Annotated in this window: 21 protein-coding genes; 10 read left to right on the top strand and 11 right to left on the bottom strand. The window is 69.7% G+C overall.

Translation table 11 applies throughout. From position 1 onward, the window contains the following. Window positions 1-21 precede the first annotated feature (21 nt). Window positions 22-663 (bottom strand): alpha/beta hydrolase, encoded by a 642-nt coding sequence (locus AC4D2O_RS01855; RefSeq protein WP_490904884.1) that lies wholly within the window; start codon window positions 661-663, stop codon window positions 22-24. A 168-nt stretch (window positions 664-831) separates the two neighbouring features. Further along, the gene (locus AC4D2O_RS01860) at window positions 832-1,137 is read right to left on the bottom strand and encodes a DUF4193 domain-containing protein (protein ID WP_104048589.1); all 306 of its coding nucleotides are present in this window, start codon (window positions 1,135-1,137) and stop codon (window positions 832-834) included. Between the two features lie 254 nt (window positions 1,138-1,391). Here AC4D2O_RS01860 and AC4D2O_RS01865 point away from each other — a divergent pair, with 254 nt between their 5' ends. Together AC4D2O_RS01865 and AC4D2O_RS01870 are read left to right on the top strand one after the other, a co-directional pair. After that, a complete protein-coding gene (locus AC4D2O_RS01865; RefSeq protein WP_490905171.1) occupies window positions 1,392-2,186 on the top strand; it encodes an SDR family NAD(P)-dependent oxidoreductase in 795 nt (264 codons plus the stop codon). Further along, window positions 2,183-3,061, top strand: coding sequence for a DNA-3-methyladenine glycosylase family protein (locus AC4D2O_RS01870; RefSeq protein WP_490904887.1), 879 nt, complete (start codon window positions 2,183-2,185; stop codon window positions 3,059-3,061). Before AC4D2O_RS01865 ends, AC4D2O_RS01870 begins: the two co-directional genes overlap by 4 nt. A 10-nt stretch (window positions 3,062-3,071) precedes the next feature. On the opposite strand, the gene AC4D2O_RS01875 is transcribed toward AC4D2O_RS01870, so the two are convergent. Continuing rightward, window positions 3,072-4,271, bottom strand: coding sequence for a PucR family transcriptional regulator (locus AC4D2O_RS01875; RefSeq protein ID WP_490904889.1), 1,200 nt, complete (start codon window positions 4,269-4,271; stop codon window positions 3,072-3,074). Window positions 4,272-4,369: 98 nt separating this feature from the next. Here AC4D2O_RS01875 and AC4D2O_RS01880 point away from each other — a divergent pair, with 98 nt between their 5' ends. Continuing rightward, on the top strand, window positions 4,370-5,482 hold the full coding sequence (locus tag AC4D2O_RS01880) for a ferredoxin reductase (RefSeq protein ID WP_490904891.1): 1,113 nt from the start codon (window positions 4,370-4,372) through the stop codon (window positions 5,480-5,482). Window positions 5,483-5,503: 21 nt separating this feature from the next. Next, the gene (locus AC4D2O_RS01885) at window positions 5,504-6,649 is read left to right on the top strand and encodes a fatty acid desaturase family protein (RefSeq protein WP_490904893.1); all 1,146 of its coding nucleotides are present in this window, start codon (window positions 5,504-5,506) and stop codon (window positions 6,647-6,649) included. 61 nt (window positions 6,650-6,710) lie between these two features. On the opposite strand, the gene AC4D2O_RS01890 is transcribed toward AC4D2O_RS01885, so the two are convergent. Both AC4D2O_RS01890 and AC4D2O_RS01895 read right to left on the bottom strand, forming a co-directional pair. Further along, window positions 6,711-7,211 carry an SRPBCC family protein gene (locus AC4D2O_RS01890; RefSeq protein WP_490904895.1) on the bottom strand — a complete coding sequence of 167 codons (501 nt, stop codon included), beginning with the start codon at window positions 7,209-7,211 and terminating at the stop codon, window positions 6,711-6,713. Window positions 7,212-7,223: 12 nt separating this feature from the next. Continuing rightward, entirely contained in the window at window positions 7,224-7,568 is a 345-nt protein-coding gene (locus AC4D2O_RS01895; protein ID WP_490904897.1) for an ArsR/SmtB family transcription factor, read from the bottom strand. 191 nt (window positions 7,569-7,759) lie between these two features. On the opposite strand from AC4D2O_RS01895, the gene pta reads away from it, so the two are divergent. The 3 genes from pta (at window position 7,760) to AC4D2O_RS01910 (ending at window position 11,393) form a co-directional block, all read left to right on the top strand. Beyond that, window positions 7,760-9,838 (top strand): phosphate acetyltransferase, encoded by a 2,079-nt coding sequence (gene pta, locus AC4D2O_RS01900; protein WP_490904899.1) that lies wholly within the window; start codon window positions 7,760-7,762, stop codon window positions 9,836-9,838. A gap of 75 nt (window positions 9,839-9,913) precedes the next feature. Then, a complete protein-coding gene (locus AC4D2O_RS01905; RefSeq protein WP_490904901.1) occupies window positions 9,914-11,029 on the top strand; it encodes an acetate/propionate family kinase in 1,116 nt (371 codons plus the stop codon). A gap of 25 nt (window positions 11,030-11,054) precedes the next feature. Next, complete coding sequence (locus tag AC4D2O_RS01910; RefSeq protein WP_490904902.1) at window positions 11,055-11,393, top strand: YnfA family protein; 339 nt, start codon at window positions 11,055-11,057, stop codon at window positions 11,391-11,393. 7 nt (window positions 11,394-11,400) lie between these two features. Here the strand turns inward: AC4D2O_RS01910 and AC4D2O_RS01915 are convergent, their stop codons facing one another. Both AC4D2O_RS01915 and AC4D2O_RS01920 read right to left on the bottom strand, forming a co-directional pair. Next, window positions 11,401-11,712: an AzlD domain-containing protein gene (locus AC4D2O_RS01915; protein ID WP_490904904.1), complete on the bottom strand. Its 312-nt coding sequence runs from the start codon at window positions 11,710-11,712 to the stop codon at window positions 11,401-11,403. Then, complete coding sequence (locus AC4D2O_RS01920) at window positions 11,709-12,455, bottom strand: AzlC family ABC transporter permease (protein WP_490904905.1); 747 nt, start codon at window positions 12,453-12,455, stop codon at window positions 11,709-11,711. Before AC4D2O_RS01920 ends, AC4D2O_RS01915 begins: the two co-directional genes overlap by 4 nt. 97 nt (window positions 12,456-12,552) lie before the next feature. Here AC4D2O_RS01920 and AC4D2O_RS01925 point away from each other — a divergent pair, with 97 nt between their 5' ends. Next, window positions 12,553-13,743 carry a zinc-dependent alcohol dehydrogenase gene (locus tag AC4D2O_RS01925; RefSeq protein ID WP_490904906.1) on the top strand — a complete coding sequence of 397 codons (1,191 nt, stop codon included), beginning with the start codon at window positions 12,553-12,555 and terminating at the stop codon, window positions 13,741-13,743. A gap of 94 nt (window positions 13,744-13,837) precedes the next feature. On the opposite strand, the gene AC4D2O_RS01930 is transcribed toward AC4D2O_RS01925, so the two are convergent. Next, window positions 13,838-15,670: a glycoside hydrolase family 15 protein gene (locus AC4D2O_RS01930; protein WP_490905172.1), complete on the bottom strand. Its 1,833-nt coding sequence runs from the start codon at window positions 15,668-15,670 to the stop codon at window positions 13,838-13,840. Window positions 15,671-15,691: 21 nt separating this feature from the next. After that, window positions 15,692-16,558 (bottom strand): glycerophosphodiester phosphodiesterase, encoded by an 867-nt coding sequence (locus AC4D2O_RS01935; RefSeq protein WP_490904908.1) that lies wholly within the window; start codon window positions 16,556-16,558, stop codon window positions 15,692-15,694. Window positions 16,559-16,688: 130 nt separating this feature from the next. On the opposite strand from AC4D2O_RS01935, the gene AC4D2O_RS01940 reads away from it, so the two are divergent. Beyond that, a complete protein-coding gene (locus tag AC4D2O_RS01940) occupies window positions 16,689-17,936 on the top strand; it encodes a DUF445 domain-containing protein (RefSeq protein ID WP_490905173.1) in 1,248 nt (415 codons plus the stop codon). Here the strand turns inward: AC4D2O_RS01940 and AC4D2O_RS01945 are convergent. After that, on the bottom strand, window positions 17,933-18,721 hold the full coding sequence (locus AC4D2O_RS01945) for a hypothetical protein (protein WP_490904909.1): 789 nt from the start codon (window positions 18,719-18,721) through the stop codon (window positions 17,933-17,935). The genes AC4D2O_RS01940 and AC4D2O_RS01945 overlap by 4 nt on opposite strands. A gap of 184 nt (window positions 18,722-18,905) precedes the next feature. After that, window positions 18,906-19,175, bottom strand: coding sequence for a GlsB/YeaQ/YmgE family stress response membrane protein (locus AC4D2O_RS01950; RefSeq protein WP_490904911.1), 270 nt, complete (start codon window positions 19,173-19,175; stop codon window positions 18,906-18,908). Window positions 19,176-19,518: 343 nt separating this feature from the next. Between AC4D2O_RS01950 and AC4D2O_RS01955 the strand changes: the two genes are divergently transcribed. Continuing rightward, entirely contained in the window at window positions 19,519-19,773 is a 255-nt protein-coding gene (locus AC4D2O_RS01955; RefSeq protein ID WP_334208414.1) for a DUF6458 family protein, read from the top strand. Window positions 19,774-19,810: the final 37 nt, after the last annotated feature.

The raw sequence follows: 19,810 nt of genomic DNA on the forward strand, positions 1-19,810 counted from the left end.
CCCCGGGAAGGACCGGGCCAGTCACCAGCCCTGGGCCGTGAGCCAGTCGGCGGCGAGCCGGGTCCACTGCTGGGCGGCGCCGGCGCTCTCGGCCAGCCCGAGGCCGTGCTCGCCCTCGGCGAACACGTGCAGGGCGTGCGGGACGAAGTGCGCGGCGAGCGCCTGCCCCAGCAGGTACGTGTGCTCTACGGGCACGGCGTCGTCCTCGGCGGTGTGCCAGATGAAGAACGGCGGGGCGTCGGCCGTCACGAGGCGGTCCAGGGAGGTGGCGGCGCGGAGCTCCCCGCCGGCGTCGGGCCCGAGCAGTTCGTCCTGCGAGCCGCGGTGCGTCGCGAGCTCCATCGACACCACGGGGTAGCAGAGGACGGCGGCGTCGACGCCCTCCACGGCGTCCGCCGACGCCGTCAGCGCCGCGTGACCGGCGAGGTGCCCGCCCGCGGAGAACCCGAGGAGGGCCAGCCGCTCGACGCCGGCGGCGCGGACGCGGCGGATCTCCTCACGGACGGCGTCGAGCGGGCCGGGGTGCCGGGTCTGCACCGGGTAGTAGAAGACACCGGCCGAGAGGCCGAGCGAGCGCAGCCGCTCAGCGATGACCTCGCTCTCGGTGTCGGACAGCATGCCGTAGCCGCCTCCGGGCAGGACGATGACGTGTGAGGACTCCATCCCTCCACCGTACTGGGCGGCACGCGCGGAACCACGCCCACCACGAGCATCCGATCGCGCACGTCCGGCCGGTGCGGACCAGCCGGGGCTGCGCACGCGGGCCGCCTGACGAAGAAAGCCCCTGGCCGAAGGGCCAGGGGCTTTTCGTAGAGCGGTCCGGACGTCGTGTCAGCCCTCGCACTCGGTGCAGTACTTGTCGCCGTTCTTCTCGCGTGCAAGCTGGCTGCGGTGGTGGACCAGGAAGCAGGACATGCAGGTGAACTCGTCCTCCTGCTGCGGGATGACCTGGATGAGGAGTTCCTCGTGGGAGAGGTCGGCCCCGGGGAGGTCGATCCCTTCGGCGGTCTCGCCGTCCTCGACATCGATCAACGCGGTCTGCGTGGTCGCGCTGCGCTGTGCCTGGATAGCCTCGAGGGACTCGTTGGCTGGCTGGTCTTCCGGACGGACGCGTGGTTCGTCGTAGTCGGTTGCCATGGGGGTAGATCTCCTTCTGTGGGCGGGAATACGCCCAGATGCCACTCTCAACCTCGGGGGAGGCGGAAGTATTCCATATACCGGGAGCAATATACCGGCTGGAACTGGAACTTTTCTCCACGCCCCGCTCGCCCGCCGCTCCGCGACCCGATGTGACGGACCGGGGCCGCGCGTGCTACACGCACCGGCCGGGCGCCGCCGTCGTAGGGTTGGTTCCGATCCCTTCCCCCGACGGCCCAGGAGCTTCCATGGCATTGGCAATCGACCTCAGCGGCAGGACGGCGCTCGTCACCGGGTCCACGCAGGGCATCGGGATGGCCATCGCGGCGGGTCTCGCGTCCGCGGGTGCCCGCGTGGGGGTGAACGGCCGCAGCGACAGCGGCGTCGTCCGTGCCATGGAGACCATCCGCCAGGACGTGCCCGACGCCGACCTCGTGGCCGTCGCGGCCGACGTCACCGCGGACCACGGCGTCGCCACGGCGCTCGGCATCCTGCCCGCCGTGGACATCCTCATCAACAACCTCGGGATCTTCGGTGCGCAGCCGGCGCTGGAGATCGACGACGCCGAGTGGCGCCGTTACTTCGAGGTCAACGTCCTCACTGCCATCCGCCTCACCCGCTCCTACCTGCCCGGCATGATCGATGCCGGCTGGGGCCGCGTCCAGTACATCGCGAGCGATTCCGCGGTCGCCATCCCCGCCGAGATGATCCACTACGGCGTGTCCAAGACGGCACTGCTGGGGGTCTCGCGCGGCTTCGCGAAGGAGGCCGGCGGCACGGGCGTGACGGTGAACTCGATCATCGCGGGCCCCACCCACACCGGCGGGGTCGAGGACTTCGTCTACCAGCTCGTGGACAAGGACCTCGAGTGGGAGGACGCGCAACGGCAGTTCATGAAGGACCACAGACCGCAGTCACTGCTGCAGCGCCTGATCGAGCCGCGCGAGATCGCGAACATGGTCACCTACCTCGCCTCCCCGCTCGCCTCGGCCACCACCGGCGCGGCGGTCCGCGTGGACGGCGGGTACGTGGACGCCATCCTCCCGTGAGCCGCACCGCGATCCTCACCCCGAACGGCGCGCTCGAGCCCGGTCCGCTGGCGGCGATCCTCGCGAACCACGCCATCCCCGGCTGCGAGATCGCCGGCTCGGGTGTGTCCGGCCGCACGCACACGCGCCTGCTTCCGACGCCTGCAGGCCCGCGCCGCGTCACCGTCACCGTCCGCTCCGACGACGTCGAGCTCACCGCGGACACGGACGACGACGGTGAGTTCGCGTACCTCGTGCGCACCACGCGGGCGTGGCTGGACCTCGACACGGACGTCGACGCCGTGGCCCGCGCGTTCGACGGCGACCCCCTCCTCGGCCCGCTCGTCCGCCGCCGCCCGGGCCTCCGTGCGGTCGGTTATCCGGAGGCCTTCGAGGCCGCGATCATGACGGTCCTCGGGCAGCAGGTGTCGGTGGCCGCGGGCGGCACGTTCGGCGGACGGCTCGTCGCCGCCTACGGGACGCCGACCGACGCCGGCCTCACGTTGTTCCCCACACCGCAGGCCATCGCCGCAGCTCCGCACGAGGAGTTGCGGGCCGCCGTCGGCGTGACCCGGACGCGGGCCGCGACGGTGCAGCACGTGGCGCGCGCCGTCGCCCGCGGCCTGACGCTCGACCCTGCGGGTGACCACGCGATGCTGCGGAAGGACCTGCTCGCCATCCCGGGGATCGGCCCGTGGTCCGCCGACTACCTGGCCGTGCGTGTCCTGCGGGACCCCGACGCGTTCACACCCGGCGATCTCGTGGCACGCCGCGCCATGGGCGGCCCGACCATCCGGGACGCCGAGCGGCTGTCGGAGGCGTGGCGGCCCTACCGTGCGTACGCCCTGTTCCACCTCTGGACCGCCGCCACCTACACCACCTACACGGGGGCCTAGGCCGGACGGGTCAGGCCGGGACCTTCCGGTCGCTGCGCAGTGCGATCTCCAGTTCGAAGCGCACCTTCGGGTCCTTCAGGTCGTCGCCGAACAGCTCGCGCAACTGCAGCACCCGGTAGCCGACCGTCTGCGCGTGGATGCCGAGCTCCTCGGCGATCGGGGCACGCTGACCCCAGTGCCGCAGCCAGGCCAGCAGCGTCTCCTCGAGCTTCTCGCGCTGGCTGTCGGGCAGGTCGGCCAGCGGGGCAAGCCTCCGGCGGGCCAGTTCCCCGACGGCCGAGGGTTCGGCCGCGAGGACCACCTCTGTCATGTGCTCGTCCGCCCAGACCGGAGGGTCTCCCGCGCCCTCGCGCGGTGGCAGCATCGAGGCGGCCAGCACCGCGAGGCGCAGCGATTGTGCCACGTGCTCGATCCCGCCTGCGGGCCCGATGGCCGCGCTCCTGCCCGTGAGGACGCGGTCGAGGTCGGGCCGCTGCCGTGATCCCCGGTCCGGCACCAGGGCGACGGCGTCGGTCTCACGTTCGATGACGATCGCTCCCGGCCCAAGCTGCAGACGGAGCCCCTGTGCGCGATCCAGCGGCAGGGTCACCACGGCTACCTGCGCAGGCACCGACCAGTCCGCGAGCGACGCCGCCTGCCGCAGCGCCGTCTCGTCCGCCCGGCCGAGCAGCAGCAGTTCCAGCAGTTCGGCGCGGCGCCGGTCCACGGCCCCGGCCCGCTCGGACTGCTCGAACGCGTAGGCCTCGGCGCTCACGGCGGAGAGTTCGTCGATGTAAGCCATGATCGACTCCCCGAGGTCCACCACGACGGCGGGGCCGAGGCCCTCCTCCATGGAGCGGCGTGACATCTCCCGGAACGTGACCCGTGCGCCCATCCGGTAGGCACCGAGCAGTGCATCCATGCTGCGTCCCTGCCGGACCTCGCCCCGGCCGAGGCCTGCAACGAGCTGGCGGCTCTGCTCCGACAGCGCGGGCAGGCTGGTGCCAGGCAGTTCGAGGAACCGCTCGAGGGCAGCGGCCACTCCGCGGCGCAGGCCGCGCCCGAAGTTCCCCTCGATGGGCCGGGCGTATGCGGGGACCAGTTGCGGCACCGCCTCGATGATGGCCTCGACGAGGTCCGGGGTGAGCGGCCTCAGCCGGTCGCTGACCTCAGGAGGGAGTGCGAGCCACGGCGGCTCCGGTGGCGCCGCCAGCATCTCGTCAGAACTCACGAAACCAACCCCAATCTATTTCGTCAAGATAATTCTTCTCCGTCAACTCTACGCTTGCAGCGCAGTGTTTTATCGGGAGAGGCTATATCGTTGGTTCAATGATCCGGTTTTCGAAGTTGGCGCGCGTAACCGCGGCGCTGACCACCCCGCTGACGGCGGAAGACTTCATGGCGCTCTTCAATCCCGTCTACTCCTCGCGCCAGCTCCGCGGCGTCGTGACGCGCGTGGTGCATGAGACCGCAGATTCCGCCACCATCTATTTCCGCCCCGGGAACGGCTGGCATGCGCACCAGGCCGGCCAGTGGGCGCGCATCGGCGTCGAGCTCGACGGCGTCCGCCAGTGGCGCTCCTACTCCCTGAGCAACGCGGCCGGGCATGACCCCGCCATCACCGTCAAGGACGCCGGAGCCGTGTCCCACGTGCTGGTCCGCGACACGAAGGCCGGCGACGTCCTGTTCCTCGCCCCGCCCCAGGGGGACTTCGTGCTCCCCGAGCACCCGCGCTCCCTGCTCATGCTCACCGCCGGCAGCGGCATCACGCCGGTCATGTCCATGATCCGCACGCTGATCCCGCGCAGGCCGGATGCCGACGTGGTGCTCATCAACTCCAACAGCACCCCTGAGAAGAGCGTGTTCCGTGAGGAGCTCGACGAACTCTCGGACCAGTTCCCCAACCTCACCGTCCGCCATTGGTTCACGAGCACTCGCGGCCGGCTGGAGTTCAAGGCCAAGGCCATCGCGGAACTCTGCCCCGACTGGCGCTCACGGGCCGCCTACGCGTGCGGGCCCGAAGGATTCCTCAACGACGCCGAGGACCTGTGGGAGCGCGAGGCCGCCCTGGAGCGATCGCGCACCGTGCCGGACGTCACCGCCGGAGCCGAGGCGCAGACCGCCCGCACCGGGACGCTCACGATCGAGCGGTTCAGCACCGACCTGACGGCGGGCGCCGGCCACGACGGCGGACTCGTCACTTTCGAACAGTCCGACCGGGAGGTGGAGGCCGACGGCGACACGCCTCTGCTCGACATCGGCGAGGACGCCGGTGTCCTCATGCCGAGCGGTTGCCGGATGGGCATCTGCCACAGCTGCCTGATCCCGCTGCGCGCCGGCCAGGTTCGCGACCTCCGCACCGGCGAACTGCACAACACCCCCGGCGAACTCATCCAGACCTGCGTCTCGGCTGCCGCCGGACCCGTGAACCTCGACCTTTAATCCCCCACCAGAGGAGTCCCCATGACCGACACCCTGACCCGCCCCGGTGCCCTCGCGGCCTCGGGCCACCCCCTGGTCCGCCCCGACGCCGCGAAGCACCTGACGGACGAGCAGGTCGAGGAGCTGGGCCGCGAGCTCGACGCCGTCCGCGACGACATCCTGGCCAAGCGCGGTGCTACCGACGCCGCGTACATCCGCCGCGTCATCAAGCTGCAGCGTTCCCTCGAGTTCGCCGGGCGCGGCACCCTCCTGTTCAGCAAGTACAAGCCGGCCTGGTTCGCCGGCACGGCCATGCTGAGCCTCGCCAAGATCCTCGAGAACATGGAGATCGGGCACAACGTGCTGCACGGCCAGTGGGACTGGATGCGCGATCCGGACATCCACTCCACCACCTGGGAGTGGGACTTCGTCACCCCGGCGCGCTCCTGGCAGCACACGCACAACGACCTGCACCACCGCTGGACCAACGTCATCGGCAAGGACAGGGACATCGGATACAACCTGCTCCGCATGGACCCCGACCAGCCGTGGAGGCCGTTCAACCTCGGCAACCCCCTGTACAACGCCATACTGGCGCCGGTCTTCGAGTGGGGCATCGCCCTGTACGACCTCGAGATCCCCGAGTACAAGGAGGGCCTCAAGTCCAAGGAGGCCATGAACCGCGACCTCAAGGCGGTGGGCGTCAAGGTGGTCAAGCAGTTCTCCAAGGACTACGCCGCCACGCCGGCCGTCGCGATGCTGACCGGTTCCGGCAAGCAGGCGCTGTACGGCACCCTTGCCGCCAACGCCATCCGCAACTTCTGGGCGCACGCCGTCATCTTCTGCGGCCACTTCCCCGACGGGACGGACACGTTCACGGAGGAGGAGGTCGACGGCGAGACGCGCGGTGACTGGTACGTCCGCCAGATGATCGGCTCGGCCAACATCTCCGGCTCGAAGCTCATGCACTTCCTCACAGGCAACCTGTCCCACCAGATCGAGCACCACTGCTTCCCGGACCTGCCGTCCAACCGGTACGCCGAGGTGGCGGTCAGGGTCCGCGAGATCTGCACCCGCTACAAGCTCCCCTACACCACGGGTCCCCTGCCCAAGCAGGTAGGCTCCACCTGGGCGAAGATCTTCAAGCTCGCCCTGCCGCCCCGCAAGGCGAGGACCGCGACGGTGTAGACCGCACAGGCACGAAGGCGCCGTCGTCCCTTTCGGGGACGGCGGCGCCTTCGTGTGTCCGTCAGGCGGCGGCGTCCTGCTCGGCGAGGACGGCGTCCACCTGCCCCAGGGCGCCCTTCAGCCCCTCCTCCATGCCCATCCCGACCATCTGGTCGAGCTGCTGGAGGGACTCGAACCCGGTCACCAGGGTCATGCGGGTACGGCCACCGAGTTCCTCGAGCGTGACGACGGCGTGTGTCCGGCCGAGCTCGTCCATCGGCTCACGGTTCTCGTTCGCGAAGCCGTCGTCGAACGAGAGGCGCGTGGGGGCGTCGATGCCGGTGATGGCCCACCAGCCGTGCGCCTTCTCGCCGTCGGGCCCGGTCATGTAGTACTCCGCGCGCCCGCCGACCGCGAAGTCATAGGTGTCGAACGTCGCGGGCCAGGTGGGCGGGCCCCACCACCGCTCGAGCTGCCGGGGATCCTCCCAGATCCGCCAGACCCGCCTCACGTCGGCGTCGAACTCGGCGACGATCCGGAAGTTGAGCTCCTGTGTGTCCTTGTCTGCGCTGATGACCGCCATGATGCTGCCTTCCTAGTTCCGATCCTCGTCTTCGGCGAGGATGTCCTCGATCCGGTCGACCCGCTGCCGCCAGATCCTCTCGTAGTCGTCGAGCAGGCGGCGGGCCCTCTGCACGCCGTCGACCTCTCCGCGCACGATCTGCTCCCGTCCGCGCTTCTCCTTGGTGACGAGTGATGCCCGCTCGAGCACTGCCACGTGCTTCTGCACGGCGGCGAAGCTCATGGCGTACTGCTCGGCGAGTCGGGACACCGAAGAATCGGCGACCAGGACGCGCGCCACGATGTCCCTCCGTGTCACGTCGGCGAGTGCCTGGAACAGGCGGCTCACCTCGTCCTCGTTCAACTTATCTACAACCATGTGGTTGTACGTTACGCCGGACGCAGGGAACCGTCAATGCCTCGGGGGCGTCCTCCGCGCCGGGACCGCAGGAACGACCGGGCACGGTGTCCCCAGGTGATCGTTGCTGCCGTCGCGACTCCGCGGCCGGGCGGAAGGTGAGCGTGACACCCGTTATGGCGGCCCTCCCGGGAGCCTGCAAGACTGGGCCCATGACCCGCGGAATCTATGTGAGCGCCATGACCAACGGCTCCGGCAAGGCCCTGATCTCCCTGGGCCTCGCCGACATGCTGCACCGGCACGCCGACCGCGTGGGCTTCTTCCGGCCCATCGTCGAGGGCAGCGACCCCGCCGAGGACCCGATGGTGGGCCTCATGCAGCGCGCCTTCAACCTCCCCGCGAGCCGCGCCCGCGGCGGCCTGACCCGGGCGGAGGCGCGCGCCCTGCTCGTGGCCGGCGACCGCGCCGAGATCGACGCGCGCTGCGTCGCGATCTACAGCGAGATCGCGGCGGAGTGCGACGTCGTCATCGTGGAGGGCACGGACCTCTCGGGCAACGACGCCGCGGTCGAGTTCGACCTCAACGCACGCCTCGCCAACAACCTCGGCGCCATGGTGCTCGCGGTCGTCAGCGCGAAGGACATGTCCGTGGACGAGGCCGCCGACGCCGTCGACGTGGCCCGCCGTGAACTCGACGCCGCCAAGGTGTCCCTCCTTGCGATGATGGTCAACCGTGCGGCGGACGACGCCGTCGCGGCCATCAGCGAGCACGTGCGACCGGGGAAGTCCGGGCGCCCCGTCTACGTGATCCCGGAGCTCGCCGAGATCTCCCAGCCCACCGTCGCCGAGGTGTCCCTCGCGCTCGGTGCCCGGCAGATCGCGGGCAACTCCAACCTCGAACGCGATGTTACGAGCATCCGCGTGGCCGCCATGAACGTGGGCAACTTCCTGCACCTGCTGAAGGACGGCGCCCTCGTGATCGTGCCCGGCGACCGTGCCGATGTGCACGTGGCGACCCTCGCGTCGTCGTTCTCCCCCGAGTTCCCCGTGCCGTCCGGCATGATGCTGACGGGCGGGCTCGCCCCCGAACCCAGCATCCTCGCCCTCCTCGCCCAGGCACCGTTCCCCGTCTTCGCGCTCGACGACGACACCTACACCGCGGCACGCCGCGTCAGCGAGGTGCGGGGGGAGATCGCGAGCGGACTGCGCCGCAAGGCCGCCGCAGCCCTCGGCGCCTGGTCGCGGCAGGTGGACGAGAACGAACTGCTCGAGCGCCTCGAACTCCCCCGACCCGTCAGCATGACCCCGCTGCGCTTCCTCCACGAGCTCATCCAGCGGGCACGGGCCGAGCGCCGGCACATCGTGCTCCCGGAGGGCGAGGACGTCCGCGTGCTGAAGGCCGCCGAGATCCTGCACCGCCGGGACGTCTGCGACCTCACGATCCTCGGCCCCGAGGCGAAGGTGCGGGAACTCGCTACCGGGCAGGGCATCGACCTCACCGGGATCACGCTGATCGATCCGGCCACCTCCGAGCTGCGCGACGAGTTCGCGGCCGAGTACGCCCGCCTCCGCGCGCACAAGAACGTCTCCATCGACCAGGCCGGCGAACGCATGCTTGAAGGGGCATACTTCGGGACCATGATGGTGCAGCTCGGGAGGGTGGACGGCATGGTCTCGGGGGCCGCCCACACCACGGCCAACACCATCCGTCCCGCGCTCGAATTCGTGAAGACGAAGGACGGCGCGAAAATCGTCTCCTCCGTGTTCCTCATGCTCCTCCAGGACCGCGTGCTCGTGTACGGGGACTGCGCCGTCAACCCGGACCCCGACGACGAGCAGCTGGCGGACATCGCCGTGGCCTCGGCGGAGACCGCGGCCCAGTTCGGCGTGGAACCGCGCATCGCCATGCTCTCCTACTCCACGGGCGAGTCGGGCACCGGTGGTGCTGTGGACGAGGTGCGCCGCGCCACGGAGATCGTCCGGCGGCAGCGGCCGGACCTCGCCGTGGAAGGACCCATCCAGTACGACGCGGCCGTCGACGCCTCGGTCGCGGCCTCCAAGCTCCCCGGCTCGACGGTGGCCGGGCAGGCGACGGTGTTCATCTTCCCGGACCTCAACACGGGCAACAACACCTACAAGGCCGTGCAGCAGTCGGCCGGCGCGGTCGCCGTCGGACCCGTGCTCCAGGGCCTCCGCAAACCGGTCAACGACCTCTCGCGCGGCTGCACCGTCGAGGACATCGTCAACACGGTCGCCATCACCGCCGTCCAGGCCCAGCAGCCCACCTCCTGACCACCTCCTGACCACCTCCTGACCACCTCCTGACCACCTCCTGACCGTCTCCCGCCTTCTCCCCGACAGGACCCCATGATCATCCTCGTCATCAATTCCGGTTCATCCTCGCTCAAGTACCAGGTCCGCGAGGGGGACGACGTCCTGGCGGAGGGGCTGGTGGAGCGCATCGGCGAGGCCGAGGTACCCGACCATGCGGCGGCCCTGGACCGCGTGGACGGCGAGGTCGCGGCGGCACTCGGAGACCGCACGATCGACGCCGTCGGGCACCGCGTGGTGCACGGCGGGGAACGCTTCAGCGAGCCCATGCTGATCGACAACGAGATCACCCGGGCCATCGAGCGCCTCAACCCGCTCGCACCCCTGCACAACCCCGCTGCCGTCACCGGTATCCGGGCCATCACCGAGAAGTGGCCGAGCATGCCGCAGGTGGCCGTGTTCGACACGGCGTTCCACCGGACCCTGCCCGAGCACGCCTGGCGGTACGCGGTTCCCGACGAGCTCTACCGGCGGTTCGGTATCCGCCGGTACGGCTTCCACGGCACGTCGCACGCCTACGTGGCGCGCGGCGCCGCGGGACTGCTCGGCGAGGACACCTTCACCGGGGTGATCGCGCACCTCGGCAACGGCGCCTCGGTCACGGCCGTGCGCGACGGCGAGAGCATCGACACGTCCATGGGCTTCACGCCCCTCGAGGGACTGGTCATGGGCACCCGGTCGGGCGACATCGACCCGTCGATCCTCCTGTTCCTGCTCCGCGAGGGCTACTCGGAGCAGGACCTGGACACGCTCCTCAACCGCAACAGCGGGCTCAGGGGCCTCGCCGGCACGAACGACATGCGCTCGGTGACCGAGGCCGCGGACGGCGGCGACCAGCGTTCGGGACTCGCCCTGGAGGTGGCCTCCTACCGCCTCGCGAAGTACGTGGGCGGGTACCACGTGGCGGTCGGCGGGGCACGCGCGCTCGTCTTCACCGCGGGTATCGGCGAGAACTCGGCCACCTTCCGCAGCGCCGTCGTTTCGAAGCTCGGTGCCCTCGGCCTCGAACTCGACGAGGAGAAGAACGGCGGACGCAGCAAGGAGGCCCGCTCCATCAGCACCGGGGCGTCGGCCTTTCCGGTCCTCGTGGTGCCCACCGACGAGGAGGCGGCGATCGCGGAGGCGACGGCCGCCGTCGTCGACGCCTCGTAGCGCACCGCTCGGGCAGACTGGAGCCATGACGATCCTCCGCATCGCCCTCCTGTTCGTGCTGGCCGCCGTCGCGGAGATCGGCGGGGCGTGGCTCATCTGGCAGGCCGTCCGTGAGGGGAGGCCCTGGTGGTGGGCGGGGCTGGGCATCATGGCGCTCGGCGCGTACGGGTTCGTGGCGACGCTGCAGCCGGACGCGCACTTCGGGCGGATCCTCGCCGCCTACGGCGGGATCTTCGTGGCGGGGTCGCTGGCCTGGGGGGTCCTCGTGGACGGCTTCCGGCCCGACCGCTGGGACGTGATCGGTTCGGCGGTCTGCCTGGTCGGCGTCGCGCTCATCATGTTCGTGCCGCGTCCGACGGCATGAGCCGCCCCTAAGCCGCCCCCAGCAGCCTCGCCAGGCCGGCTGCGAGCGCACCCACGGCGACGACGGCGAGGAACGGCGCCCGCAGCCACAGCGCGACGCCGGCGGCCACCAGGGCGACCACGCGGGCATCGACCACGAGCTGCTGACCCGACGCGAACGCATTGACGGCTGTCAGGGCGGCCAGCAGGCCGATGGTCAGGGACCCCGCGACGCGCAGCATCCGCGGGTTGTCGAGCAGCTTCGCGGGCACCAGGTAACCGGCGAACTTCGTGGCGACCGATACCGCGCACGCCAGCAGGATCCAGCCCCACAGGTTCATGCGTCGCCCCGCGGCGAGCGGGCAGGGCGGTCGGAGCCGGAAGGGTACGGCTCGACGTCGGGCTCCAGCCCTTCGGTGGCTGGCCCGAGACCCGCGAGCCCGAGGACCGCGGCCACGACGGCCGCGATGAGGATCGGGACTCCCGCGGGCACGAGCGGGACGGCGATGAGCGTCACCACTGCGCAGACGACGGCGATGGCGGCCGGTTCCTTCGTGCGGATCCGGGGCCAGAGCAGCCCGAGGAACGCGGCGACCGCCGCGCCGTCGAGCCCCCAGCGGGCGGGGTCGCCCATGGCGTTGCCCGCGAGCGCGCCGACGAGCGTGAAGAGGTTCCACAGCACGAACACGCCGATGCCGGCAGCCCAGAACCCGCGGCGCTGCTCGTCCGGGTCGGTCTGGCCCGTGGCCGTGGCCACGGACTCGTCGATGGTGAGGTGCGCGGCCGGCAGCTTCCGCCACCGGGTGGGGCGCAGCAGCACGTTGACCTGCATCCCGTAGACGCCGTTGCGGATGCCGAGCAGGGCGGCGGCGGACATCGCCGAGAACCCGCTCCCACCGCCGGCGATGACGCCGATGAATGCGAACTGCGACCCGCCGCTGAACAGGAGCAGGCTGAGCGCCACGGTCTGCAGCAGATCGAGGCCCGCGGCGACGGACAGCGCGCCGAACGAGAGCCCGTAGAGACCGGTCGCCACGGCGACCGAGAGGGCCACACGGACCGCCGGGGATTGGAGAAGCACCACCGGACAAGGCTAGGCGAGGCTGTCCTCGGCTTCCTATCTGTGACGAACCGGTGAATAGTAGGAAAGGAAAGCCTACTTACTACCCAGGGAGCAACACATGAAGGCAGTGACATGGCAGGGCAAGCGCAACATCAGCGTGGAGAACGTCCCCGACCCCACCATCCAGGAGCCGAGCGACGCGATCATCCGCATCACGTCGACCGCCATCTGCGGTTCCGACCTGCACCTCTACGAGGTCCTCGGCCCCTACATGCACAAGGGTGACATCCTCGGGCACGAGCCCATGGGCATTGTCGAGGAGGTCGGCGCGGGCGTGACCAACCTGAAGGTCGGCGACCGCGTCGTCGTGCCGTTCAACATCTCCTGCGGGTACTGCTTCATGTGCACCCGCGGGCTGCAGTCCCAGTGCGAGACCACCCAGGTGCACGAGAAGGGGTCCGGCGCGTCGCTCTTCGGCTTCTCGGAGCTGTACGGCTCCGTGCCCGGCGGGCAGGCCGAGTACCTGCGCGTGCCCTTCGCCGACTACGGGCCCGTCAAGGTCGGTACGGACCTGCCCGACGAGCGCTACCTCTACCTCTCGGACATCCTGCCCACGGCCTGGCAGGGCGTGCAGTACGCGGACGTCCCGGAGGGCGGCGTCCTCGCGGTCTACGGCCTCGGCCCCGTGGGCCAGTTCGCCGCGCGCATCGGCAAGTACCTCGGCCACCGGGTGATCGCCGTCGAGCCTGTCCCCGAGCGCCGCGCCATGGCCAAGCGCCACGGCATCGAGACCATCGACTTCACGAAGAACACCGCCGAGGAGCTCCGCAGCATGACCAACGGCCGCGGGCCGGACGCGATCGTGGACGCCGTCGGCATGGAGGCGCACGGTTCCCCCGTCGGTGCCTTCGCGCAGAACGCCGTCGGCATCCTGCCGGACAAGGTCGCCCAGAAGGTCATGGAGACCGGCGGCAGCGACCGCGTGGCGGTCCTCCACTCGGCGATGGACGCCGTCCGTCGCGGCGGCACGGTCTCCCTCAGCGGCGTGTACGGGGGATCAGCGACGCCCATGCCCCTGATGAGCATGTTCGACAAGCAGGTCCAGTTCCGCATGGGCCAGTGCAACGTGCGCCGCTGGACCGACGAGCTGCTGCCGGTCGTCGAGGAGCCCTCGGACCCGCTGGGCGTCACGGACCTCATGACGCACGAGGTCTCGATCGACGAGGCCCCGGCCGCCTACAAGAACTTCCAGAAGAAGACGGACGGCACCATCAAGGTGGTCCTGAAGCCGCAGGGCGTCACGGTCTAGCAGCAGCAACAGCCCCGGGACGACGGCGGGAGCCCGGCCATGCGGCCGGGCTCCCGGTGCGTCCGGCCGCGGTGACCGGCGGCTGCCACTCCCGCTACTCCCGCGCGATCAACTCGTGTGTAGTCGCCTCGCCGCGGGCCAACTGCAGCGCATCGGCAGCACGCACGAGGGCGAGGTGCGAGAAGGCCTGCGGGAAGTTGCCCGCCATGCGCCCGTTCTCGGCGTCGTACTCCTCCGAGAGCAGTCCCAGCTCGTTGGAATACCCGACGAGCTGGTCCATGAGGCGGGTCGCATCGTCGAGCCGGCCGCCGTGCGCGTACTGCTCCACGAGCCAGAAGGAGCACGCGAGGAACGGGTGCTCGCCGGGTTCCAGGCCGTCGTCGGACTCGCCCGTCCGGTACCGCAGCAGCAGGCCCTGGGGATTCAGCAGATGCTGCTCGATCCGCTCGACGGTGCCCAGCATCATCGGGTCGTCGTAGTCGATGAAACCCACCTGCGGGAGCTGCAGCAGGGAGGCGTCGACCTCCGTGCCGTCGTAGACCTGCGTGAACGAGTTGAGTTCCCGATCGAACCCGTGCTCGAGGATCTCGGTGCGCAGCCCGTCCCGCAGTCCGATCCAGTGATCCAGCGGACCCGGGAGGCCGTGGTCCCGCACTGCGCGGACGGCGCAGTCGAACGCCGCCCACATCATGACGCGGGAGTGCGTGAAGTACTGCAGGTCGCCACGCATCTCCCAGATGCCGTGGTCCCGGTCATCCAGGTGCTTCTCCGCGAAGCCCAGCAGGGCCCGCTGGAGCGGCCAGGAGAAGCTGTCCTCGGTGACGCCGTGGCCGCGCAGCTTCTCCAGAGCCACCATGACCTCGCCGACCACGTCCGCCTGGTACTGATCCACCGCGCCGTTGCCGACGCGCACGGGTACCGAGTCGGCGTAGCCCGGCAGATGGCCGAGCTCGCGTTCCGGCAGGTGGCGCTCCCCGGCGAGCCCGTACATGATCTGCAGGTCCTCGGGGTCACCCGCGACCGCCCGCAGCAGCCAGTTCCGCCACTCCAGTGCCTCCTCGGCGAAGCCGTGCGTCATCATCGCCTCGAGCGTCAGTGCGGCGTCGCGCAGCCAGCAGAACCGGTAGTCCCAGTTGCGTGCGCCGCCGAACTGCTCGGGCAGGGACGTCGTGGGAGCCGCGACGATCCCGCCTGTGTCCTCGTGGGTGAGCGCCCGCAGCACGAGCAGCGAGCGCCGCACGGCGTCGGTGTGCCAGCCGTCGTCGACACAGTTGGAGGCCCAGGCGCGCCAGTAGCTGATGGTGGAGTCGAGGGCGTCGTCGACGTCGAGCGGGGCAGGGGTGTCCCGGTGCGACGGGTACCAGAGCATCTCCAGGTCGACGACGGCGCCCTCCCTCACCTCGAAGGTGCCTTCGTGACGGTGGTCCGTGGCCCGCAGCCGGGGTCCGCGCAGCGCCAGCGCGTCCGGTCCCGCGATGGCGAGGAGCGTCGGGACGCCGTCCTGCGTGCCCTGGGTGACCCACGGGACCACGTCGCCGTAGCCGAACCGGATCTCCAGCTCCTGACGGATGGTGACCGTGCCCCGCAGGCCCTGGATACGGCGCACCACGTTCGCGCGGCGGTCGGTGAGCGGCATGAAGTCCGTGACGAGCACCTCGCCGTCGGCGGTCCTCCAGTGGGTCTGGAGGACGAAGGTCGAGTCGATGTAGCTGCGATCCACCACCTCGGCCGTCGGGTCCACGGGTGCGACGACCCACCGGCCGTGCCCCGGCGTACCCAGCAGGGCCGCGAACACCGAGTCGGAGTCGAAGCGGGGGAAGCAGAGCCAGTCCACGCTGCCGCGTCGTGAGACCAGTGCACCGGTATGGAGATCGGAGAGGAGCGCGTAATCCTCGATGGGCGATTGCATCTCTCCACTCAACCACAGCGGCCCGGGGAGTTCGTGCGCCTACTGCCTGTTGCCCTCGAGCGCGAGCCGGATGCGCGCCGGATAGTCGGAGGTCATCTCCTGCACGCCGAGGTCCGCGAGGAACAGGGCGTCCTCCTCGGAGTTCACCGTCCAGGCCCGCACACGCATGCCCTCCTGGATCCACCGCCGCACCCGCTCCGGGTGGTCGCGCACGTACTCGACGCCCGGCCCCGCGACGCCCACCTCATGCGCGTCGATCAGCTCCTCGCCCTCCTTCAGCGCACGCTGTAGCACAGCGATCAGCGCACCCTCGACGATCGAACCGAAGCGCAGGGCATCACGGACCTCCTGGGGTTCGACGTCCGCGACCAGCTGGCAGAGCATGTGGTGCGGGGCCGACTCCGCGAGCTGCCGCATGGAGTCGGGGTTGAAGCTCATGAAGCTGATCTCGATGCCGCCGAGCATCGAGGTCTCCGGGTCCCATCCCTCGTCCATGAGGAAGGCGATCAGGGCATCCTCCAGGCGCAGCCCGAAAGGGCTCGGGTGTTTCAGCTCGATGGCGAGGCGGATCGGGCGTCCGGCGTCGTGCAGCAGGTCCAGCAGGTCGGCGAGGGTGAGGAACTGCTCGTCCGCGCCGCCGAAGGCGGACGGGATGCCCACGCCCTTCCAGGCGGCGATGTCGAGCATCCGCAGCTCGGCCACGGTGTGGTCCGCGACGTCGCCGGATCCGTTCGTGGTGCGGTCCAGGGTGGTGTCGTGGATGCAGACCAGCTGCCCGTCCCGGCTGAGGTGTATGTCGCACTCAACACCGTCGACTCCGTCCGTGAGGGCCTGGAGGTAGGCAGCGCGCGTGTGCTCGGCGTAGGTGCCGCTGCTGCCGCGGTGGGCGAAGATCACAGGGGGCACGGGCGATGCCTTTCCGTCGTGGCTGGTGTGCCTATCACGGTACGTGAACCCACCAGCCGCGTTCCATCGGGCCACCGCGCTCCTCCGAGGCGGACGGCGGCCTCGCTAGACTCGGAGCGTGAATGCTCAGATGACCGGTGCCGACGCCGAGCGGGCCGACGCCCTCCGCCGCATGAAACTGCTGGCAACAGGGCTGCTCGCGGTGATGGCCGCCATCTTCCTGGTGGCCTTCGCCCTGCAGGACACGTACCCGTGGCTCGAATACGTGCGGGCTGCCGCCGAGGGCGGCATGGTGGGCGCCCTCGCGGACTGGTTCGCCGTCACGGCCCTCTTCAAGCATCCGATGGGGCTGAGGATCCCGCACACCGCGATCATCCCGCGCAAGAAGGACCAGATCGGGGAGTCGCTCGGACAGTTCGTGGAGGAGAACTTCCTGTCCGAGGACGTGGTGCGCGCGAAGCTCGACTCCGCGCGGATCGCCCAGAAGGCGGGTGCGTGGCTCGAGAAGCCCGAGAGCGCGGACCGCGTGGCCGTCGAGGGTGCGGCCCTGATCCGCGGCATGTTCACCGTGCTCAACGACGACGCCGTGCAGGGCGTGATCGAGTCCATGGTCCGCAAGCACCTGCTCGAGCCGCCGTGGGGCCCGCCGATCGGCAGCATCGCCGAGCGCGTGTTCGCCGAAGGGCACCACCACCGGCTCGTGGACCTCCTCGTGGACCGTGCAGGCGACTGGGTGGACGCCAATTACGCGGTGGTCACGCGCGTGGTGGCGCAGCGCTCCCCCACCTGGGTGCCGCGGCTCGTCGACGGCGTGGTCGGGGACCGCGTACATGCCGAACTGTCGAAGTTCATCCGTGCCGTGCAGGACGATCCGCGGCACGACGTGCGCCTCGCCATCGACAAGTACCTCCGGGACCTCGCACAGGACCTCCAGCACAAGCCCGAGACGATCGCGAAGGCGGAGGAGATCAAGGGGCAGCTGCTCGACGACCCGCGCGTCCGCGACCTCACCGCCCGCACCTGGGCCACCATCAAGAACGCCCTGCTCGAAGCCGTCAACGACCCGGAGAGCGAACTGACGTCCAAGTTCAAGACCGCCGTCCGGGACTTCGGCTCCCGCCTGACGAGCGACGCCGAGCTGGCCGGGAAGGTGAACCGCTGGATCGCCGACGGCGCCTCGTACGCGGTGCGCACCTATCGCAGCGAGATCGCCGGGGTCATCTCCGAGACCGTGGGCCGCTGGGACGCCGAGGAGACGTCCCGCAAGATCGAACTGCAGATCGGCAAGGACCTGCAGTTCATCAGGATCAACGGCACCGTGGTCGGCTCACTGGCCGGCCTGCTGATCTTCGCGCTCGCGAACGCGATCTTCGGTTAGGCCCTCTTCTGCCGCGACCCGGGATCGGGAAGCTGCAGCACCTCGGCCAGCTCGCCGGAGATGGTCTGCGGCAACGGCCCGAACGCCTCACGCGTGGTCTTGATGACGCCCTTGCCCATGAGGTGGTTGCCGGTGCCGCCGATCACCGCGCCGGCCCCGAACGGCAGGGCTCGCCCGAGCATGAAACCACCCTGCTTGGCCAGGATCTTCTTGAGGAAGCGCCGCTGGATGGATCCGGTGACGGTCTTCACGACCGAGCTCGGCGCCGACTTGTTCACGAGCTGTCCCCAGTACTGGGGCGCACCCTGCCCGGTGGAAGCGCCGAGGATGGAGCGGATCAGGGCGGTGCCCTCCTCGCCCATGAGGATGGCCATCACCATCGCGCGGGACCGCTCGGGGTCCTCGGTGTTGACACCGTGCAGCTCGGCGATGGATTCGGCGTACAGCGCCGTGGCCTCGAGGAACCCGACCGTCGCGGCGGCGGAGAGCCCGAGGGACGCCATGGTGCCGACGGCGGGGACGGCAGCGGTGGCGCCGACGGCGGCACCTGCCAGCGTCGTCGCGCGCAGGTAGTCGCGCTCGAGCAGACGTGCGAGTTCGGCGGGGGAGGCTCCCGGACTGCCGCGGCGCAGGCGGTTCAGGTTAGAGAGGATCAGCGGCCGCTGCACGTCGAGAGCCCGTTCGATGCCGCGGAGGATGGCGGGCTTCGGGTTACCGTCCTTGTCGAACAGCGTCCCATTGGCAGCCTTTACGGCTGGATTCTCCTTGTTTCGGCCAAACATCATGGTCCTTCCGCAGGTGGATCGGCATGCCCCTGACAACGAGTCTAGGTGTGGCGTGCCGTGTCGGGTGGGGGTTCTGCTGGTGGCGCATCGCCCCGGGAGGTCGATGGAACAGGAGAGGGCGCCACCGTGATCGGTGACGCCCTCCATCGGCTGTTCCCCAAGGTTCAGCCGGCACTGCGGAAAATCAGACGCGCGAGCCCTTGCGGCCGGTGATGAGGCCGTAGATGAAGAGGACGATCAGTGCGCCGATGACGGCGAACAGGATGGACATCAGCGAGAATGTGCCGCCGAGGTCGACGCCGAGGATGCTTCCGCCGATGAAGCCGCCCAGGAATGCGCCGACGACGCCGAGCAGCATGGTGACGATGATCCCGCCGCCCTGCTTACCGGGCATGATCAGCTTGGCGAGGGCGCCGGCGATAAGGCCGAGGATGAGGAATCCGATGAAACTCATGTGGTGCTCCTTGAGTGATGAGGCACCCATCCGGGGACGGGATGCTGTCGAGTAATACGGTGCATCGAAGTGCAACTGGCTGCAACTGTACTTCATCAGCATGCTTAGGGTGCAATCCTAGCACCGCACTAATCCTGCTTAGCAAGGCGTTGCGGTGAATCTTTCCCGAACTGTTGCGACATGATCCGACCCGGCGCGCTGCCGGTACAGCCGCGGTTTTGCAACGAATCAGCCGTATGATGAGCGCAAGCGGGCCGCCCCGGGAGTAAGCGGCGAAGACAGTGAAACCGCTGGGGAATTCTCTCGAATCTGCCACCTAAGCCACACCGGAGGAATATTTCAAATGCGTATCGGTTCATCGATTTTTCTTATTGCACTGGGGGCAATTCTTGCTTTCGCCATTCAGGCGCAGGTCAGCTTCGTGGACATCACGCTCGTGGGCTACATCCTGATGGCCGTCGGCGTGATCGGCCTCATCGCCTCCCTGCTGCTGGCCGCGCCACGCCGACAGAACCGGGTGTCGGAGTCGCGATCCCTCGTCGATCCCGCCACCGGGGAGACTGTCACGCGCCGCGAGACGCGCGACACGGGCCTCTAGCACCACGCACAGCACCAGGCACAGCACCAGCTGAGTC

Source organism: Arthrobacter sp. TJ-238, from assembly GCF_058269215.1.

Coding starts and splice junctions, on each gene's coding strand:
- AC4D2O_RS01855 (WP_490904884.1), bottom strand. CDS start 663: ATGGAGTCCTCACACGTCATCGTCCTGCCCGGAGGCGGCTACGGCATG.
- AC4D2O_RS01860 (WP_104048589.1), bottom strand. CDS start 1,137: ATGGCAACCGACTACGACGAACCACGCGTCCGTCCGGAAGACCAGCCA.
- AC4D2O_RS01880 (WP_490904891.1), top strand. CDS start 4,370: ATGATCCGGTTTTCGAAGTTGGCGCGCGTAACCGCGGCGCTGACCACC.
- AC4D2O_RS01885 (WP_490904893.1), top strand. CDS start 5,504: ATGACCGACACCCTGACCCGCCCCGGTGCCCTCGCGGCCTCGGGCCAC.
- AC4D2O_RS01890 (WP_490904895.1), bottom strand. CDS start 7,211: ATGGCGGTCATCAGCGCAGACAAGGACACACAGGAGCTCAACTTCCGG.
- AC4D2O_RS01895 (WP_490904897.1), bottom strand. CDS start 7,568: ATGGTTGTAGATAAGTTGAACGAGGACGAGGTGAGCCGCCTGTTCCAG.
- pta (WP_490904899.1), top strand. CDS start 7,760: ATGACCCGCGGAATCTATGTGAGCGCCATGACCAACGGCTCCGGCAAG.
- AC4D2O_RS01905 (WP_490904901.1), top strand. CDS start 9,914: ATGATCATCCTCGTCATCAATTCCGGTTCATCCTCGCTCAAGTACCAG.
- AC4D2O_RS01910 (WP_490904902.1), top strand. CDS start 11,055: ATGACGATCCTCCGCATCGCCCTCCTGTTCGTGCTGGCCGCCGTCGCG.
- AC4D2O_RS01915 (WP_490904904.1), bottom strand. CDS start 11,712: ATGAACCTGTGGGGCTGGATCCTGCTGGCGTGCGCGGTATCGGTCGCC.
- AC4D2O_RS01925 (WP_490904906.1), top strand. CDS start 12,553: ATGAAGGCAGTGACATGGCAGGGCAAGCGCAACATCAGCGTGGAGAAC.
- AC4D2O_RS01940 (WP_490905173.1), top strand. CDS start 16,689: ATGACCGGTGCCGACGCCGAGCGGGCCGACGCCCTCCGCCGCATGAAA.
- AC4D2O_RS01945 (WP_490904909.1), bottom strand. CDS start 18,721: ATGATGTTTGGCCGAAACAAGGAGAATCCAGCCGTAAAGGCTGCCAAT.
- AC4D2O_RS01950 (WP_490904911.1), bottom strand. CDS start 19,175: ATGAGTTTCATCGGATTCCTCATCCTCGGCCTTATCGCCGGCGCCCTC.
- AC4D2O_RS01955 (WP_334208414.1), top strand. CDS start 19,519: ATGCGTATCGGTTCATCGATTTTTCTTATTGCACTGGGGGCAATTCTT.